General features: G+C 75.7%; 15 protein-coding genes. 2 read left to right on the top strand and 13 right to left on the bottom strand.

Annotated elements, in window-relative coordinates; genetic code table 11:
* Positions 1-187 precede the first annotated feature (187 nt).
* Together ACFYOU_RS05790 and ACFYOU_RS05785 are read right to left on the bottom strand one after the other, a co-directional pair.
* A complete protein-coding gene (locus tag ACFYOU_RS05790) occupies positions 188-1,660 on the bottom strand; it encodes an AMP-binding protein (protein WP_391303836.1) in 1,473 nt (490 codons plus the stop codon).
* 71 nt (positions 1,661-1,731) lie between these two features.
* The gene (locus ACFYOU_RS05785) at positions 1,732-2,868 is read right to left on the bottom strand and encodes a MerR family transcriptional regulator (protein WP_391303835.1); all 1,137 of its coding nucleotides are present in this window, start codon (positions 2,866-2,868) and stop codon (positions 1,732-1,734) included.
* 155 nt (positions 2,869-3,023) lie between these two features.
* Between ACFYOU_RS05785 and ACFYOU_RS05780 the strand changes: the two genes are divergently transcribed.
* A complete protein-coding gene (locus tag ACFYOU_RS05780) occupies positions 3,024-3,590 on the top strand; it encodes a hypothetical protein (protein WP_391303834.1) in 567 nt (188 codons plus the stop codon).
* Positions 3,591-3,697: 107 nt separating this feature from the next.
* Positions 3,698-4,594, top strand: coding sequence for a RimK family alpha-L-glutamate ligase (locus ACFYOU_RS05775; protein ID WP_391303833.1), 897 nt, complete (start codon positions 3,698-3,700; stop codon positions 4,592-4,594).
* A gap of 12 nt (positions 4,595-4,606) precedes the next feature.
* Here ACFYOU_RS05775 and ACFYOU_RS05770 read toward each other — a convergent pair whose 3' ends face one another.
* The 11 genes from ACFYOU_RS05770 to ACFYOU_RS05720 all read right to left on the bottom strand — a co-directional run bounded on the left by ACFYOU_RS05770 (position 4,607) and on the right by ACFYOU_RS05720 (position 17,558).
* Positions 4,607-5,221 carry a hypothetical protein gene (locus ACFYOU_RS05770; protein ID WP_391303832.1) on the bottom strand — a complete coding sequence of 205 codons (615 nt, stop codon included), beginning with the start codon at positions 5,219-5,221 and terminating at the stop codon, positions 4,607-4,609.
* Between the two features lie 68 nt (positions 5,222-5,289).
* Positions 5,290-6,273 (bottom strand): DUF4872 domain-containing protein, encoded by a 984-nt coding sequence (locus ACFYOU_RS05765; protein WP_391303831.1) that lies wholly within the window; start codon positions 6,271-6,273, stop codon positions 5,290-5,292.
* Entirely contained in the window at positions 6,270-7,157 is an 888-nt protein-coding gene (locus tag ACFYOU_RS05760; protein ID WP_391303830.1) for a GyrI-like domain-containing protein, read from the bottom strand. The genes ACFYOU_RS05765 and ACFYOU_RS05760 overlap by 4 nt, the downstream gene beginning before the upstream one ends.
* Before the next feature lie 49 nt (positions 7,158-7,206).
* Positions 7,207-7,812: a hypothetical protein gene (locus ACFYOU_RS05755; RefSeq protein WP_391303829.1), complete on the bottom strand. Its 606-nt coding sequence runs from the start codon at positions 7,810-7,812 to the stop codon at positions 7,207-7,209.
* Between the two features lie 58 nt (positions 7,813-7,870).
* Positions 7,871-8,104: a Trm112 family protein gene (locus ACFYOU_RS05750; protein ID WP_391303828.1), complete on the bottom strand. Its 234-nt coding sequence runs from the start codon at positions 8,102-8,104 to the stop codon at positions 7,871-7,873.
* Positions 8,101-9,075, bottom strand: coding sequence for a hypothetical protein (locus tag ACFYOU_RS05745; protein ID WP_391303827.1), 975 nt, complete (start codon positions 9,073-9,075; stop codon positions 8,101-8,103). Before ACFYOU_RS05745 ends, ACFYOU_RS05750 begins: the two co-directional genes overlap by 4 nt.
* A gap of 26 nt (positions 9,076-9,101) precedes the next feature.
* Positions 9,102-9,866 carry a methyltransferase domain-containing protein gene (locus ACFYOU_RS05740; RefSeq protein ID WP_391303826.1) on the bottom strand — a complete coding sequence of 255 codons (765 nt, stop codon included), beginning with the start codon at positions 9,864-9,866 and terminating at the stop codon, positions 9,102-9,104.
* A complete protein-coding gene (locus ACFYOU_RS05735; protein WP_391303825.1) occupies positions 9,863-11,221 on the bottom strand; it encodes a condensation protein in 1,359 nt (452 codons plus the stop codon). The genes ACFYOU_RS05740 and ACFYOU_RS05735 overlap by 4 nt, the downstream gene beginning before the upstream one ends.
* Positions 11,218-15,489 carry an alpha-(1->3)-arabinofuranosyltransferase family protein gene (locus ACFYOU_RS05730; protein WP_391303824.1) on the bottom strand — a complete coding sequence of 1,424 codons (4,272 nt, stop codon included), beginning with the start codon at positions 15,487-15,489 and terminating at the stop codon, positions 11,218-11,220. The genes ACFYOU_RS05735 and ACFYOU_RS05730 overlap by 4 nt, the downstream gene beginning before the upstream one ends.
* Positions 15,486-16,235 (bottom strand): methyltransferase domain-containing protein, encoded by a 750-nt coding sequence (locus tag ACFYOU_RS05725; RefSeq protein WP_391304213.1) that lies wholly within the window; start codon positions 16,233-16,235, stop codon positions 15,486-15,488. The genes ACFYOU_RS05730 and ACFYOU_RS05725 overlap by 4 nt, the downstream gene beginning before the upstream one ends.
* A gap of 54 nt (positions 16,236-16,289) precedes the next feature.
* Positions 16,290-17,558: a glycosyltransferase gene (locus tag ACFYOU_RS05720; RefSeq protein WP_391303823.1), complete on the bottom strand. Its 1,269-nt coding sequence runs from the start codon at positions 17,556-17,558 to the stop codon at positions 16,290-16,292.
* Positions 17,559-17,725: the final 167 nt, after the last annotated feature.

The raw sequence follows: 17,725 nt of genomic DNA, 5'->3' as shown, positions 1-17,725 counted from the left end.
GTTTCTCCTTGCTCGGTACGGGTCGGGGGACCCGCTCGTGAAGTGAAGTGACGGTATGCATCCCGTCGTGCGCACTCCGTAAGCATCGCCGGTCGTCGGTGCCCTCGGCAATCTCCTGAGCGACGATCACCTGTTCGCGGGAACACCTGCGTCAGTGTTCGGATCGCCCGTTCGGGACGGGGCGCGCTCAACCATCCTGCGGCAGGGACCGCTTCATGACCTTCCCCAGGTCGTTGCGCGGCAGCACCGCCAGGTACCGCACCGTGCGGGGACGCTTGTGCGGGGCGAGGAGCGCGGCCACGTGGTCCGCCAACGCGGCCGCCGAGGGCGGCGCTTCGGGATCGGCGGCCACCACCCAGGCGACGATCCGCTCCCCGAGGTCAGCGTCCGGCTCGCCCGTCACCGCCACCTCCCGCACCCCCGGGTGCTCCAGCAACGCGTTCTCGATCTCCCCGGCACCGATCTTGTAGCCGCCGCTCTTGATCAGGTCGGTCGCCTTGCGGCCCACGATCCGTACGTAGCCGTCGGGCTCCAGGACCGCCATGTCCCCCGTACGGAACCACCCCCCGTCGGCGAACGCGGCGGCCGTCGCGTCCGGCCGGTTCAGATACCCGCTGAACAGGTTCGCCCCGCGCACCTGGATCTCCCCGACGCACTCGGGGCCGTGCTCCACCAGCGGCGCGCCCGACTCGTCCACCAGCCGCAGTTCGACGCCCCCGAGCGGCGGCCCCACCGTCCCGGCCCGCGGCTCGCCGTCCACCCGCACCGCCGTGTTCATCAGCGTCTCGGTCATCCCGTACCGCTCCACCACCCGGCGCCCGGTGGCCGCCGCGATCCGCTCGTGGTCCCGCACCGGCAGCGCCGCCGACCCCGACACCAGCAGCCGCGCCCCGGCCAGCGCCCGCACCAACTCCGGATCGTCCGGCAGCGCCTCGGCCAGTCGGTGGTACATCGTCGGCACCCCGAACAGCACGTTCGCCCCGGCGCCCAGCTCCCGGGCCACCCCCTCGGGGGTGAACCGGCCCAGATGACGCACCTCCCCGCCGAGCCGCAGCGGCCCCAGCACGCCCAGCACCAGCCCGTGCACGTGGAACAGCGGCAGCCCGTGCACCAGGACGTCGTCCCCCGTCCACGCCCACGCCTCGGCCAACGCGTCCAGCGTCGTGGCGAGCGCCCGCCGCGGGACCACCGCACCCTTCGGCGCGCCCGTCGTCCCCGAGGTGTAGACGACCAGGGCCGGTGCCTCCGGGTCGGGGTGACCCCCCGCGGCGGGCCGCTCCGGTGCCGCCGGCTCCCCCCACGGCTCGACGTCCACCTCCACCCGTTCCACGCCCCGCAGCGCCCCGGGGAGTTCGGTGCCCGGGGCCACCAGCACCCGCCGCGGGGCGCTGTCCGCCACGATGTGCGCCAGTTCGCTCTCCCCGGAACGGGGGTTCAACGGCACCGCGGGCACCCCGGCGAGCAGCGCGCCCACCACACCGACCGCGGTCTCGGCGCTGGGCGTCGCCCAGACCGCCACCCGTTCGACGCCGGCGATCCGCTCCCCGAGCCGCCGCGCCGCACCGCCGAGTTCCCCGTACGTCAGACGGCGTTCGCCGAAGGCCAGCGCGGGCCGCGCCGCACGGCCCGGGTCCGCCAGGGGCGGGAACAGATCGGTCACAGTCGTACTCCTCGTCCGGATGGCCGGGGCGGGCGCCCCGCGGGTGATGACTCCCGCCCCAGCTTGCCCCCTCAGCCCGGGTGCGCGGCCCCGACCACCACATCGGCCACGGCGCAACCGATGTTGTCGGGCGCCCCCGCCGCGTGCGCCGCGGCCACCAGGGCGTGCACCGCCTGCTGCGGATCGGCCGCCGCCGCCAGCAGTTCCCGGATCCGCTCCGGTGCGAGCAGCGCGGTCAGGCCGTCCGAGCAGACCAGGTAGCGGTCCCCGGGACGGGTGTCGTGCGTGCGCAGGTCCGGCACCGCCGGGGCGTCCGGCGCGCCGGGCAGCGCCCGTAGCAGCAGTGCCCGCTGGGGGTGGCTCTCCGCCTCCGCCGGGGTGATCCGGCCCTGCTCGACCAGCTCCGCCACGGCCGTGTGGTCCTCGGTGATCAGGAACAGCTCGCCGTCGCGCAGGACGTGGGCGCGGCTGTCGCCGATGTGGACGAGGGCGAGCCGCGACCCCGTCCACAGCAGGACGGTGAGGGTGGTGCCGGTGGCCTCCGGCGCATCGGTGGAGCCCGCCACCTCCCGCACCGCGCGGGTCGCCTCCGCCACCGCGTCCGCCAGGGCGTTGAGGACGTCGCCGGGTGCCAGGGCCCGGGCGTCGAGGTGCCGCAGCGCCCCGACGGCGGCGGCGCTCGCCGGTGCGCCGCCCGGCCCGTAGCCGTCCGCGACGGCCAGGACCCGGGCCCCCGCGTGGGCCGCGTCCTGGTTCGCCGGGCGCACCAGGCCCCGATCGGTGACGGCCGCGTACCGCAGTTCCAGGGTGCTCGTGCTCATGGTCTCCCCTTCGGTCCGTGTCAATTGGTCCACCAGGAACGCCGCCAGATCGCGACGGGCCGCGGTCCGTGTCTCCACCTCGGCCCAGAACTCCCGCACCGCCCGCGCCACATCGGGAGGATCCAGCGGTGCGACCTCCCGGATCCGGGCCAGCGGCATGCCCAACCGGCGCAGCCACGCCACCAGTCGGGCCCGCTCCACCTGGGCCGGCGCGTACATCCGGTACCGGGACCCGGGTGCCACCCGCGCCGGACGCAGCAGCCCCAACCCGTCGTAGAGCCGCAGCGCCTTCGCCGAAAGCCGGGTCCGACGTGCGAACTCGCCGATCGTCAGGGTGGGTTCGTGTGCCGCCTCGGGTGCGGCGCTGTCCCCGTCGGGACGGTCCATCGGCGTGCTCCCTCGTTCCGGTGCGTTCCCTCGGTGCTGCCGATCCTGGGGGCTGCCCGAAGGGGAAGGTCAATCCCGTGGTGCGCGGACCGGGCCCGGAGCTGGCCTGCGGTTCCCGCCTCCACCTCCGCACGACCGACCGAAGGGTCCCCGTCATGCTCCGGCCCGCGCTCCGCGCGCTCGCCCACGGCGAGTTGGCTCCCGATCGCCTGGAACGGCTGCTCGACGGCCTCCGACTCGAACCGACACCGCGCACCGAGGGGCCCGGGGCGAGCGCGAGCACCGCGCACCGCGCCTTCACGGACGCGGAAGGCACGCCCCTCGTCCTGGACCTCTCCCGCGTCGGCACCTCCGGCTGGGTGCTCACCCTGTTCCACGGGGGTCAACGGCCCTGCACCGGAACCGTCGAGGACCACCGGGCGCGGTTCCGGGACGCCGTCGACCGTCTCGGTCTGACCCTGGTCGAGATCGAGCCGGCCGCCACCGCCGACGAGGTCCACGTCGTGGCGCCGGCACCGGCCGGTGCGCCCGGGGCCTTCCCGGGTGCCCACTGGTCCCTGCCCGACGAACTGGACCGCCTGTGGATGCACCTCGGGCTGCGCAGGGACGCCCCGCGGGAGGTGAAGGAGGTCACGTTGCGCGCGTTGACGCGTGCTCCGGCCTGGTCGGCCGCCCCGGTGGCCGTCCGACGCCAGGTGGCGGAGTTCCTCGGCGAGCACTGACCCGGACGGTCGTCGAGGGGCCGTGCCCGGAGGGGACGCGTGGTGCGTGGGATGTGCACCGGGTTAGCCTGCGCTCCCGTGTCCGTTCCGCCCCGAGGAGTCACCGCGTGCCCCGTGCCCGCCGGATCGCCCTGGTCACCTACCGCCCCCGGCCCGGGCTGCCCGCCGACCCCGAGCTGCCGGGCCTGCTGTCCGCGCTGACGGCCGCCGGAGCCCGGGCCACCGCAGTGGCCTGGGACGACCCGGACGTCGACTGGGCCGCCTTCGACCTCGCGGTGATCCGCTCCACCTGGGACTACGCCCAACGCGTACCGGAGTTCCTGGAGTGGGCGGCGCGCTGCGCCCGCCTCACCCGACTCGCCAATCCGGAGCCGGTCGTGCGCTGGAACAGCGACAAGCGGTACCTCGGTGACCTGGCACGGGCGGGTGTCCCCACGGTGCCGACCCGCTATCTGCCGCCCGGCACGGACGGGGGTCCGCCGACCGACGGCACCCCCTACGTCATCAAGCCGTCCCAGGGCGCCGGTGCCCGGCTCGCGGCCCGCTACGAGGGCACCCCCGCCGATGCGGAACGGGCCCGGGAACACCTGGCCCTGCTGCACGCGAAAGGGCTCACCGCGATGGTGCAGCCGTACCTACGGGGCATCGAGACCACGGGGGAACGGGCGCTGGTGTTCGCCGGCGGACGGTTCCTGCACGCCGTCCGCAAGGGCGCCGTGCTGACCGAGGGCACCGCCCACGACGCGGCGCGCGATCCGCACCCCGAGGTACGCGTCCGACGGGCCACGCAGGAGGAACGCGCCCTCGCCGAAGGGGCACTGGCGGCGGTGCCGTTCGCCGACGAGCTGCTGTACGCCCGGGTGGACGTGGTCGACGGGGACGACGGGGCGCCCCGGCTGATGGAACTCGAACTCATCGAGCCCTTCCTCTTCCTGGAGCACCACCCCGAGTCGTTCACCGAACTGGCCGCGGTGCTCCTCGCGGCGGCCGGCCCGGTGGCCTGAGCACCTCCGCGGCTATCGACGGCCGCCTCGTCTGCGTTCGCTGCGCCGCAGTGCGCGACGTTCCCGTCCCGACAGGGTGGCGGCCAGCTCGCCCACCGGGGAGACGTCGTGGCAGTCGGTGCCCCGGCCGCCACGGCACCACCACACCGGCGGGCCGCCCTCCGCGTCCGTTGCGCCCGGGTACCAGTCGTCCGTGGTGCCCGCGGGACGCGGATGCATGCCGATCCCGTGTTCCGGACAGATCGGCCAGACCTGCCACCGCAACTCCATGACGGTCGACTGGGCCGCGTCCGCGACCGCAGTCAGGACCGCCGCCGCGTCGTCCGGCCCCGGCGGGTCGCCCTCCTCCGGATCGTCCTCGTTCACCGCGTTGCCGTGCCAACGGCCGTCGGGCATCGCCACGTAGACCTGCCCCCGGTCCCCTCCACCCGGCTGCGGGGGCGGCCAGGGCGGGTCGACCATCAGGACCAGGGCTTCCTGACCCGGCAGGGTCGCCGTCAGGTCGCGATTGACGACGGCGAGTGCGGCCTCCAGCTCCGGCCACTGACCGGGGGCGGCAGGACCGGGCTCCGGATGGTGCTGGTGGCCGTGGTCAGGAACGGCGCTGAACTGCGAGGAGTGGTTCACCAGGGCATCGTCCGACCCGCACCGGCCGGGCGGCAAGTCCACCCGGTCCGGCCCCCGCGCCGTACCGGCTAGAGCCGGCTCAACGCCTCCATGGCCTCCCGCTCCAACCGGGCGAGGTCGTGCAGGACCGCCCCGGCCCGGGCGAGCCGCATCCCGTCGCCCGACTCGCCCGCCGCGGCGATCAGTTCGGCCACCTCCGTCCACCCGGCCGCGGCCTCGGCGTAGAGGGCCTGACCGGTGCGCAGCCGGGCGCTGTCGACGGACCGTGCGCACTCGGCGAGGAAGTCGCGGTACAGGTTGCGGAACAGGGCGCCGCCCGTGCCGGCCCTCTCCATCAGCCGGGCGGCCTGCGTCAGGTCCCGCCGCGGATCGTCGGTGCGCGCCCACCACTTCGGCACCCGGAGGGCGGCCTTCTCGATGCCCCGGTGGCCCAGGTTGGCGATGGGCGGGTTCAGGAAGGCCCCGGCGCAGGCCCGGATCGCGGGGACGATCCGACCGTCCGGCGCGGGCGCACCGTCCGGCACGGTCAGGGTGAAGGACCGGTTCCTGGCGGTCATCGGCCCGCGTGCGGCGCGCGCCAGGGCCAGGCCGGTCAGCGGGGTGGACACGGCCCCGCCCTGCTGGTCGGTGTCCACCAGTTGGGCGCGCTGCTCGTCGTAGCCGTATACGGCCACCACATGGCCGCCGAAGTGCACCCGGTGCCGGAAGTAGTCGAGGTGGTAGCTGTCGAGCTGGAGGCCGACGGGCCGCCCCGCGTCGAGCTGTTCGGTGACGTTCCGCCACGCCTTGCGCGCGGAGGTGGTTTCCTCGACCACCAGGTCCAGGCCCAGTCGGGCGGCCAGGTTCCTGGTGAGCTCGAACGGTTTGACCCGACCTCCCAGGAACGGGAACGGCAGGGCCTTGGCGTCCCAGTAGACGAAGGACAGCCCCGCGCCGAGCCCGAACAGCATGGGTTCGGACAGATCGAGCCCCGCGTGCCGCAGCAGCACGCCGAGTGCCGTCGTCTCGCAGTGCTGCGCCCCGCGGGCGTCGATGTTCTCCACCGTGGTCACGTCGTGCGCTCCTCGCCGTTCGTCCCGTGCCGTGCCTGCTGGTCGGATGTGTGGGGTCCTTGTCGTGCGGCGGGCTCGGCGGGCTCGATGGGGTCGACGGGGACGATCAGCCGGGTCATCAGTTCCTCCCGGGGCGCCTCTCCCGGTCCGACGAGGTACACCTCGCGCACCGGGGGCCTCGGACGCAGCCCCCGTTCGTGGACGGCCGCGAACAGGGCGTGGTACGCGAGGGAGAGGTGTGCGTAGGGCCCGATGTGTACGGTCTGGGCCGCCGGCCCGCCCGGCAGGGCCACGGCTTCGAGACCCGCGACGTCCACGGACCCCGCGGTCAGTGCCCCCACGGCGATCCGGGTCCGTTCCGTCAGGTCGAGCGGGTACAGCCCCCACAGCGGCGGCTCCCACCGGACCCCCGCCGCACCGAGCGCGGTGAGGACCCGGCCCACGCACGCCCCGGCCAACGTCCCCACCTCGGCCGGTGCGCCGACCGCGCGGGCCACGAGCAGCCGCCGCGGGGGCTCCCGGACCAGCCGCACCTCGTAGCCGGGCAGGCCGTCGTCGGCCAGTCGTCCCAGCAGCTCCCACCGCGCCCGGTCGCGGTCGATCCGCTCGGCCAGCCGGTCCCGTTCGGCCCGCAGGGCCCGGCCCCGGGCGCCGGCGTCGGCGGACAGCGCCTCGGCGATCACGGCCAGCGGCAGGTCCATCTCCCGCAGCAGGGCGATGGTCAGGGCGGCCCGCGCCTGCTCGGGGGCGTAGTAGCGGTAGCCGGTGGCGGCGTCCACCCGGACCGGGGCCAACAGCCCCGTCTCGTCGTAGTGCCGCAGCTGTTTGACGCTCAGTCTGCACAGGCGGGCGAAGCGCCCGATGGTCAGGTGGTGGTTGCGCACGCCGTCATGGTGGACCCTCCTGCAGGGGGAGGGTCCACCGCACCGCCCCTCAGGGCGCTCCCGGGCCGCCGGGACCGACCCGGTCCAGTAGCCCCCAGGTGAACTCCGCCGTGTGGGGGCGCCGGTCCCCCGTGGCGTCCGGTGCGGTGAAGGCGAGGCCCCAGCGGGCGGGCGCGGAGCCCTGGAGGGGGCGGGCCGGGGCGAACGCCCGGGCCACCTCGTCCACCGTGCAGGACCAGGGCGCCAGGTCGTCCACGGTGCGCAGCACGGGCACCGTCGCCCCGGGCGCCCGGACCAGCCACTCGTTCCAGACGGCGCCGCCCGGCCCGGTGAGCACCTCGAACCGCAGGTCCGGCCAGAGCGGGACGGGCCACAGCAGCGCCTCGCAGGTCAGCTCCCCGACCCGCCGGGGCACCCGGGCCTCGGGCGGGCCGAGCACCGACCGGTAGCGGCTGACCGCCCCGCGCGCACGGGGCGAGCGGAGCAGCGCCTGCCAGCGGCGGTTGGCCTCCCGCTGGTCCCCGACCGACGCGCCCAGCGCGCGCCGGGCGTCCGCCACCAGGTCCGGCTGGTGGTCGGCGAGTCTGCGCAGCAGGACGAGCTGGAAGTCCAGCGGACCCAGCGGTGCGGCGGGCGGCGGTGTGGGACGGGGCACGTCCCCATCGTGCCGCACCGCCACCGGTCCCGTGCCCCCCGGCGGGGCGCACGTCCGTTCAGCCGGTGTCCACGGCGGCCACCAGCCGTTCGTGCGCGGCCGGCGACACCGCCGCCCCGGAGGAGGGCAACAGCCGGGGCACCCCGTCGAGCACCGGGTACAGCAGCCGCAGCCGCGGGTTGTACAGCCCGCACCCGGTCGGCGGCTCGCCCCGGGACGCGGGCACCAGGTGCAGCGGCCCCTTGTCCAGCGGGCAGACCAGGAGGTCGAGCAGCGGGTCGTCAGGGTTCACGGGCGGTCGGCTCCTTCGCGGCCGGGCACCTCGGCACCGGCTGGTGGGGTGGTCCCGGTCCCCGGACGGGCCGGGGACGCGGGCGGGGGCTCGTGCTGCGGCAGGGCCAGCAGCACCGACACGGCGAGCAGGGTCCCGGCGATCCGCAGCACCAGCCGGACCGGGTCCTCGGGCAGCGCCTCGCCGAACGCGAGGGTGCCCAGTACGGCCGTGTACACACAGGTCACCGTGGTGCACACGGGCACGAGCAGCGAGGCCCGGCAGCGTTGCAACGCGGCCTGCGACATCAGCAGTCCGAACACCCCGGTGCACAGCAGCAGATACGGGTACGGGGAGCCGAACACCGCGGTGAGCGTGGCGCCCGGGCGGTCGAACGGCTGCGACGACTGCGGCAGTCGGCCCGACAGCCCCTTGATGGCGAGCGAGCTGACCCCGTACAACAGGCCGACGGCCACCCCGTACCCGACGCCCGTCGAGCGCGGTCGGTGGCCGCGGCGCGTCCGTCGCTCGGCGCCCGCGTACAGGGCGAGGCCGGCGGCGAGCGTCGGGAGGCAGATCCACAGCACCGTCGCGGTCGGCGCCCCGTCGCCCACCGAGCCGTCGCGGTCGGCGTCGGGCGGCAGCGACAGCACCACCAGCAGCAGCGCCACCAGCACCGCCCCGATCGCGTACCGCTCCCGAGCGGTGGTCGTCTCGCCGAGCAGCCGCGAGGACAGCAGCAGAAGCAGCACCAGACCGGCGACGAAGACGCCCTGCGCGGCGGCGATCGGCAGCGTGCGGTAGACCACGAGTTGCGCCCCGAACCCGGCGGCCAGCGCCAGCGAGCCGCCGAGCCACAGCGGGCTGCGCACCACCTGACCCAGCAGCCGGACGGGTCGACGCACGCTCACCTGGGGCATCCGGGCCAGCGCCCGCTTCTCCAGGACGAACCCGGTGCTGTAGAGCACGTTCGCCAGCAGCGCCGCGGCCACCCCCCACCCCGTCGGCCCTCCCACGGCTACGCCCGCCGCGCGTGCAGCAGCAGGATCGAGGAGAGGGAGGGCGCGGCGCAGGCCAGCCGGTCGAGGGGGCGCAGCGGGCGCGGCACCCCGTGGAAGGGCGCCCCGGCGAGCCGGACGACCTCGAAGCCGGACGCCGCGACGAACTCCCGCAGCGCACGGGCCGTGTACAGCCGTAGGTGTCCGATGACCTCCCGGCCCGGGCGGCCGTGGATGCCGCGCAGGCTGACCTCGGAGAACACCGGTTGCACCCCGGCCAGCAGCAGCCCCCGGTTGTACCAGGCGGCCAGGTTCGGGGTGGACAGCATCAGGTGTCCGCCGGGCCGCAGCACCCGACGCAGTTCGTCCAGGGCCGCGTCCGGGTCGACCAGGTGCTCGATGACCTCGCTGAACAGCACGGCGTCGGCGCAGCCCGACCGCAACGGGAGGCGTCCGTCGGCGAGTTCGCCGCGGACCACGTCCGTCAGGTGGTGCCGGGCGCGGCGCAGCGCGTGGTGCGACCAGTCGACGCCGATGACCCGGTGCCCGGCCAGCAGGGGGCCGGCGGCCCGGGCGGCGCTGCCGTCGCCGCAGCCCACGTCCAGCACCACGGCCGGCCGGTCGGCGGCCGGGCCGAGGGCGGCGGCGAGCATCCGGGCCTGCCGTACGCTGCGGGCGTCCCCGGAGGCCACGGGGACGGACGGGTCCTCGTAGAAGTCCCGCAGCCCGCGTGCCGCGGGGGCCGGTGCGGGAGGGGTCACGGGCGGGGTCAGTGGTGCGCTCATCGGGGGCCTCCCGTGGTGTTCCCCTGCGCGGCCGGCAACCGGGTCGCGTCCAGCTGCCGTTCGAACAGTTCGCGCAGTCGTGCGCCGTCCGCCTCGCCGAGCAGCGCGGTCGACCAGCGCAGGCTGACGTGGAGCCGGCCGGCCGTGGAGGCGGTGGTGACCGTCAGACCGCGCGGTAGCCGGGCCGGGGCGGAGATCCACAGGGCCTCGGAGCGGCCCGCGTCCCCGAAGTCCAGCGGGTACGGCACCCGACCGATGTTGCTCAGCAGGGTGGTGGCGGTCCAGGGGGCGAGGGCCCGTTGGGCGCCCCGGGCGAGGACGGCCCGCCAGGTCACCGGCAGCACCGGCGCGGTCAGCAGGGTGGCGCCCCGACCCAGCGGGGGGCGGTGCGCCGCCTTCAGCGCCCGGGTGCGCTCCGCGGTCCGCAGCAGCAGCGCGGCCGTCGCCGCGGGGGGCCAGCCGTCGGCGCCACCGGCGCCGGGGTGCAGATCGGCGACGGTGAACGGCACGTCGACCAGCCGGGTGCCGTTGCCGAGGGGCATCTCGGGGCCGCGCGGGCGGTCGTCCACCGGCACGGTGATCCGGACCGGGCGCGGCGCACGCCCCCGGAGCCGGTTCCACTGCGCGACGGTCGACGCGGTCGCCACCAACAGTTGGTCGTTGACCGTGTACGGGGCCCCGGCCGGACGGTCCGGCACCGGGAGGTCCAGCACCAGCAGCCCGTTGCCGGTGCCCGGCCCGGCGGGGCGCGTCGGGGTGCCGGGCGCCACCCGGGCCGGCCGCGCCCACGGCGGGGGACCCGGCACGGCGGCCCCCGACCCGGCGGCGGGCCGGGTCGGGGGCGCCGGCGGTACGGCGACGGGCACGTCGCCGTACCGTTCCGCGGCGGTCGCGAGGACGCGCAGGGCCGCCGGGCCGTCCAGGGCCGTGTGGTGGACGGTGAGGAACAGCACCGTGCCGCCGGGCCGGTCCGGGTCGGCGACGGCCTCCACCCGCAGCGGCGGCGACGCCGTCAGCGGGGGAGCCGCCGCCAGAGCGCGGGCGCGGGCCCGCGCCAGCGCATCGGGCTCCGGCTCCGGGAAGGTCACCACGTCGACCTCGGGCCCGTCGGTCGACCGCCAGGTGTAGTGCCGTCGGTACCAGGGGCCGGGCGCCTCCCGGACCAGGGCCCGGGGGTGGCACCGCAGCGCCTGGTCGAACGCCCGCCGCAGCCGCTGCGGGTCGGGTCGCCCCGGTAGGTGCACCTCGATGTGGACGGTCTCGGGCTCGGCGTCCCGCAGGCAGTGCCGGGACACCTCGTCCACGTGGGAGAAGGGCACCCGGGCCGGGTCCACCGGGCCGGCCCCGGCGGTCATGTGCCGTCACCTCCCGTGCTGGCGGGCGGGCCGGTGGTTTCTGCCCCGGTGGCCGGCGCCGGGGGAGCCGTGGACGGAACGGCGGCCTCCGCCGGGGTACCGGGCACCGCCCGGTGGCGCCGCAGCCCGATGGACCGTCCGCCGCGTCCGTCGGCCGTCACCAGCGCGGCGAACAGGGCGATCAGCGCCAGGACTTGCGCGAGGTACCCGTACGCGCCCTCCCCGGCGACCGGGGGTGCACCGGCGCCGGTGGCGGCCACCAGCCCCGCGGCCGTCATCGACAGGAACGCGATCGGCACCAACAGCGCGTGGCGGCGCAGCGCCACCACCGCGAGCAGCGGGACGAGCAGGGCGAGCCACCCGGCGACCACGACGGCCACCAGGGTCAGCGCCACCGTGCCCAACAGCAGGCCCGGTTCGCCGGGGGCGCCCGACGGGCCGTGCGGAGCGGCCTCCCGGCGCCGCCACAGCACCAGTCCGATCAGCGCCAGCAGGGCCGCACCGCTGAGGACCAGCCCGATCTCGTAGGTCCGCGCGGGCTCGTAGGTCAGGGTGACCTCGCCGCCCTCGCCCGCCGGTACCTCGAAGCCCTGCTGCCAACCGTCCAGCCGGACCGGGTTCAGCTCCTTGCCGTTGAGGGTGGCCTTCCAGCCGTCGTTGATGTTCTCGTACGTCGTCAGGTACGAGACGGCGCCGGAGCCGACGGTCACCTTGCGGCGGTCGCCGAGCCAGTCGTCGATCGTCAGGTCCCGCGAGGTGGTGGTGGGCCGGACCTCGCCGCGGGTCAGCGTCACCGAGGTGAGGGCAAGCGGCCCCTCGTCGCCCGCTTGCACGGTGTGGGACCCGGCGCCGAGGGTCAGCTCCGGGTCGGCCTTGCCCCGCTGGCACAGCGTCACCTTGACGGGCCGCCGTTCCTCCAGGTCCCGCACGGTGCCGGTGACCCGGGTCGCGTGCATGATCCCGTCGATCGCGACCGCCGGGCCCTCACCGCACTTCAGCGTGAACGTGGTGTCCCCGGGCGACCGCGCGGTGCGGTACGGGGTGCCGCCCAGCGTCGGGAGGGTGATCTCCGCGAGCCCCGCCGGGAGTTGCAGGTCGGCATTGGCGACCGGGTTGTGCAGGGTCACGTCCGCGGTCCGGGTGATGGTGATGTCCATCCGGTCGGTGGTGATCGGATCGAAGCGGACCCAGCCGTTGTCGTCGACGTTCGCGACGGTCGCACCGTCCGGCGAGCTGATCTGGACCTGGGTGGGACGGGCGGACAGCCCGCCCGCCGCGGTCAGGACCAGCCGGTCCACCGACTGCTTGCGGCCCCAGCTCAGCCGGACCACCGGCTCGTTCCCGGCGACCCAGGCGGTGGTGACGTCCCCGTCGGTGAGGTTGCGCGGGGACACCTGGGCGCCCAGCTTGGCCGTGGAGTCGGCGGTGGCCACGACCCGGTCGGGGTTGCTGCCGCTGCCGGCCCGGTAGCGCAGCCGGTCCAGGGCCGCGCCCGGCACCGGCACCGCGCGCATCGTCACGCCGTGCTCGCCGCTCCCGGAGGTGCTGAAGGTCCGGTGCAGTCCCGACTCCGCGCCGGCCGGGGAGAGTCCCGCCGGGTCGGTCAGCCGGTGCAGCACCACCTTCTCGGCCGCCGCCGGGGTGTCCTGCGCATCGGTGGGCAGCCGCAGCATCCGCGTCACCCGCACGTCGGGCACCTCGATCTCCGCGAACCCGGCGCCGGTCAGCCCCGGCCGGCCGGCCTCGGACTCCAGGACGGTGATGCGCAGCCAGTCGGTCTCCCCGTGCGGGGACGCGACGTCCTGCGGGCGACCGTTCGGGTCGAGCGCACTGGTCTCGCTGCCCCGCTCGGTCTCCACCCGCACCCGGATCGGTGCGGCCCGCGTCCCGTTCTGCGGCAGCGGGGTCACCGTCAACGAGGACGGCATCTCCTTGGGCGCGTCGAAGGCGATCCGGATCCACTCGCCGGACGCGTCCCCGGGGGTGCCCACGGTCCACGCCGTGTCCGGGTTCCCGTCGAAGGCGTGCACGGGGTCGTACTGCGGCAGGTGGAACAGCCAGTTGCCGCTGGAGGACGCCGTCACCTCCCGGGCGCCCCGCAGTTCGGCGACCGTCTGGTGCTCGGTGCCCCGCTTCGGGAGGATCTGGTGCGGCGCGTCCCCGGGGTCCTGCACGCTCCCCGAGTGATTGCGCTCCCGCTCCGTGTACGTGTACGAGGTGTTGGTGTTCACCAGGCCGAACCGGGTGTCGGCGCGCCGCATCCCGTCCCCGAGCACCTGGAACGCGGGCTCCTCGACCCCGGGGTGCCGGTCGCCGGTCAGCACCGTCGGACGGTTGCGCAGCGACGGTTCGCCGGACAGCGGCAACAGCGTCTCCGGGCCGCCCGAGACGACCGCGGTGTCCGCCGCCGGATAGATCGCGGCCTGCCCGGGGCGCCGGACGTGGACCGCCGGCTGGTAGACCTCCACGGCGCGCTGCCGCGGGAACAGCCCCTCCACGTCCAGCGGGGTGTCGTCGGCGATCCGGCCGCCGGTCATCACCGGACCGAAGCCGGTGACCCGTTCGAAGCCGGACTGCTCCAGGGTGCGCTTGACCATCGGCGTGGGCACGTAGCCCAGTTGGTCCGGGTCGAGGTCGTTGCGGACCACCACGTAGTGCAGGCCCGCCCGGCTGAGGAAGTCACCGAGCCCCGGCACCTCGCCGCCGGTGAGCAGCGCCTGTTCCACGGCGTCCATCGCCCGCCGGTTGCCCGCCGTGCCGAACGGCACGTAGTCGCGCTGCGCCCACCGGGACTCGGCGAGCACGTCCAGCGGCTGGTCGATGGGGGAGCCCCAGGTGTAGACGCCGTGCGCGGTGGCGGGCACCACCAGCGCCCGGCTGTCGGGGGAGTTCTCCTTCAGCCACTTCGCCGTGGTCTCCCAGTACGTGGGCAGCTTCTCGAACGAGCCGGGCTGGAGCACCGAACCGTTCGCGTACGGCAGGGCCAGCCCCGGCACGATGACGACCGCGGCGAGCGCGGGCGCCCAGCGGCGGCCCCGCACCGGCCGGGCGCCGTCCTCGCGCACCGCGACGGCCACCAGGTGGATCAGCCCGATCACCAGGGCGAGCGCCAGCCCGGTCTGGAACTTGTAGATGTTGCGGAACGGGGCCAGCGCCCCGTCCAACAGGTCCTGCACCCCGCCGGCGAACGGGGCGCCCGCCTTGCCGCCGTACCCGGCGAGCGTCAGCAGTGCGACCGTCAGCACGGTCAGCGTCAGCCAGCGGCGCTCCGGCAGGTCGCGTCGGGCCAGGCCGGCCAGCCCCAGCGCGGCGGCCACCGCCGAGGCGAGGACCACCGGCACCGAGGCGGCGACGCTCCAGCCGCCCGGCAGCCACGGCTCGCCGAAGTTCAGGTACGCGACCCAGTTGCCCGCGCCGCGCAGCGCCTCCGTCGCGGCCATCGTGTCGGTGGTGACCGCGGCGGTCTCCACGTACGGCAGGAAGTCCTCGCCGTAGACGCCGAGCAGCAGCAGCGGCACCACCCACCACAGGGTCGCCAGGAGCACCCCGGGCACCCACCACAGGAGCAGCGCCCGCTGCCGGGGCCCGCGCGGCCGGGTCAGCAGGTACAGCGCGACCGGCAGCAGCGAGGCCAGGGTGGAGGCCGCGTTGACCCCGCCCATGCACACCACGAGCAGCGCGGAGCGCAGGGCGGCGACCCGGGCGGCGTAGCGCTCGTCGAGCAGCGGCAGCAGCACCCAGGGCAGCAGGGCGCCGGGCAGTGCGGCGGCCGAGGTGGAGCCCACCACGATGGTGTAGGTCGGCCACAGCGCGTAGACCGCGGCGCCGAGCAGCCGGGTCGCGCGGTTGCCGACGCGCAGCCGTTCGGCGAGCCGCAGCGCACCCCAGAACGCCGCCGTCACCACGATCGACAGCCACAGGCGTTCGGCGATCCACACCGGCAGCTGCACCAGGTCGGCGAGGCCGTAGTAGGGGAGCATCGGGAACGCGTAGCCGATGTACTGGTCGGCGAGGGTGCCGAAGCCGCCCCGGTCGTTCCAGAGTTGGCCGAGGTCCGCGATGAACTGCCAGGGGTCGACCGCGACGCCGAGCTTCGTCTCGAAGGTCATCCGGCCCGGTGCCGCGGCCAGGAAGAGGACGAACACCGCCGCCCAGAAGCCCGCGAGCCACCGGCGCGAGCGGGGCCCCTCGAAGGGGCCGTCGGTCGCTCCGGGCCCGCGGTCGGCGACCGGAGGGGGAGCCTGGGCCGCTGGGGCCGTCGTGGTCATGGGCACCGCCTGAGGATGAGGAGGAGGTTCCAGGTGGCGAATTCGCGCAGGCCCGGGACCCGGGTCACCGCGGAGGCCAGGAACGGCCAGTAGCGGGACCGGGCGGACACCACGGTGACGTCGGTCCGCGCCCTCACCTGGCGCAGCGTCGGACCGATGTGGACGGCGAAGAGGTTCACGCCGAGCGTGTGCTTGGCCGGGCGGCCGGTGCGCCGTTCGTGGCGCGCCCGGGCCCGGTGGGCGCCCAGGTAGTGCCAGGGCGCCCACTCGTGACCGCCCCACGGGGACAGCCAGTTGGTGAACGAGACGTAGATCAGCCCGCCGGGGCGGGTGACCCGGACCAGCTCGGACAGGAAGGTCTGGGGGTCGTCGACGTGTTCGAGGACGTTGGAGGAGAAGCACACGTCGGCGGTGCCGTCCGCGAGGGGCAGCAGATAGCCGTCGGCGACGACCGCTCCGGCCGGCGGGTGCGCGCCGAGTTCCCGCGGGTCGGGCTCGAACAGCGCGGCGCGCGCACCGCGGCGCCGGAACTCCGCGGTGAAGTACCCGCCGCCGCCCCCGACGTCGACCACGGTCCGCCCGGCGAGCGGTCCGCCGTACGCCTCGACCTGGTCGGCGGCGTCCCGGGCCAGCAGCGTGTAACACGCCTCGGGGTCCTGCTGCTCGCGGAGGAAGGCGCGGAAGAGGGCGACCGACCGGCGCACGGAGGGGTCCTTCGGCGGTCGGCGCGGTCCTGCGACGGCCACCGACGGGTCCGGTCCGGGGCGGCGGACCCCGTCACCTGCTGCGCGCACCGGCCCTCACCTCTGCCCGGACAGCGGGGAGTCGGCGTCGCCCGTCCGGGCGGTCCGTTGCAGCGGCACGCCCCAGGACGAGGCCGGACGCCCGGACGGGGCCGCCGGGTCGACGGGGGGCCGTCCGGTCACCGCCTCCACCGCCACCTCGCGGAACGCCCGTACGGTGGCCCCCCAGGTGTAGCCGGCGGCCCGGTCGCGGGCGGCGGCGCCGAGCGCACTGCGGCGCTGTTCGCTGAGCGCCAGCGCGCACCAGGCCGCGGCCAACGCGCTCTCGCCCCGGGCCAGTACGCCGGTCACGCCGTCCTCGACGGAGTCCCGCAGCCCCGGCACGTCGAAGCCGACGGTCGGCGTGGAGCGCACGGCGGCCTCGGTGACCACCAGCCCCCACCCCTCGACGGCCGAGGGGTGCAGCAACAGCCAGGCGGCGCAGAGCAGTCGGTGCTTCTCCGCCTCGCTGACGTGCCCGGTGAACTCGACCCCGGGCCCGGCGAGCCGGGCCAGCCGCTCGCGTTCGGGGCCGTCCCCGACGATCAGGAGCCGTCCGCCGGTCACCGGCCGGACCCGTTCCCACAACCTCAGCAGCAGATCGATCCGCTTGTACTCGACGAGTCGCCCCATGGCCAGGAACAACGGCGTGGTGGAGCGCGGGAGTTGGGGGGCGGGCGGCTCGACCCCGTTGTGCACGACCCGGATCCGCTCCCGGGCCACCCCGATGTCCACCAGGGCGCCCGCGGTGGAGTCGGAGACGGCGACCATCAGATTGCGGCGCTGGCCCTCGCGCAGCGCCCAGTGTTCCAAGCCGCGGCCGAGCCGCCCGGCGGGCGCCAGCGGACCGCCGCCGAAGCGCATGTCCCACAGATCGGTGTGCACGTGGTTGACCAGGCACAGGGTCGGGCCCCGGTGCCAGAGCGGGGCGAGGTACGGCATGCCGTTGCACACCTCGACCAGCAGGTCGCAGTCGCCGACCCGACGGCTCACGGCCCGGCGGGCGCGCAGGTAGTGGCCGAGGTCGCCGCCCGCCGAAACGACCCGGTAGTCGCGGTGGGCGGCGGGCCCGCCGCACACCAGGGTCACCTGGTGGCCGAGTCGGGTGAGGCCGGCGGCCAACTGGTCGACGAGCAGCTCGGACCCGCCGGCGGCCGGATTGCCGAGGTCGCGGCGGGTGAGGAACACGATGCGGCGGGGCGGTGCGGGCGGTGCGGGCGGCGCCGCCGGCCGCTGGCCGGACCGCGGGGCGGCCGTGCGCGGCGGGGCGGGCACGTGCTGGGGCATGGGCGCTCCAACTCGTCTCGGGGTGCGGAACCGTGGGGACGGTCGGTGTACGGGGAACGTTCCGGTGCGGACCGGCGGTCGTGGGCGGGCACGCGGCGCGGGTGGCACGAGCGCGGGTGCGGGTGGTCCGGCGAGCCGGGACCGCGTCGGGGGACGGAACGGCGCGG

Source organism: Streptomyces sp. NPDC005955, from assembly GCF_042871255.1.
Taxonomy (GTDB): Bacteria; Actinomycetota; Actinomycetes; order Streptomycetales; family Streptomycetaceae; genus Streptomyces.
The sequence above is the reverse complement of the archived record's forward strand: the minus strand, read 5'-3'. Positions and strand labels throughout refer to the sequence as shown.

Excerpts from the sequence above, each read along its gene's own strand:
- ACFYOU_RS05785 (WP_391303835.1), bottom strand. The coding sequence starts at position 2,868 with ATGGACCGTCCCGACGGGGACAGCGCCGCACCCGAGGCGGCACACGAA.
- ACFYOU_RS05780 (WP_391303834.1), top strand. The coding sequence starts at position 3,024 with ATGCTCCGGCCCGCGCTCCGCGCGCTCGCCCACGGCGAGTTGGCTCCC.
- ACFYOU_RS05740 (WP_391303826.1), bottom strand. The coding sequence starts at position 9,866 with ATGAGCGCACCACTGACCCCGCCCGTGACCCCTCCCGCACCGGCCCCC.
- ACFYOU_RS05735 (WP_391303825.1), bottom strand. The coding sequence starts at position 11,221 with ATGACCGCCGGGGCCGGCCCGGTGGACCCGGCCCGGGTGCCCTTCTCC.
- ACFYOU_RS05730 (WP_391303824.1), bottom strand. The coding sequence starts at position 15,489 with ATGACCACGACGGCCCCAGCGGCCCAGGCTCCCCCTCCGGTCGCCGAC.
- ACFYOU_RS05720 (WP_391303823.1), bottom strand. The coding sequence starts at position 17,558 with ATGCCCCAGCACGTGCCCGCCCCGCCGCGCACGGCCGCCCCGCGGTCC.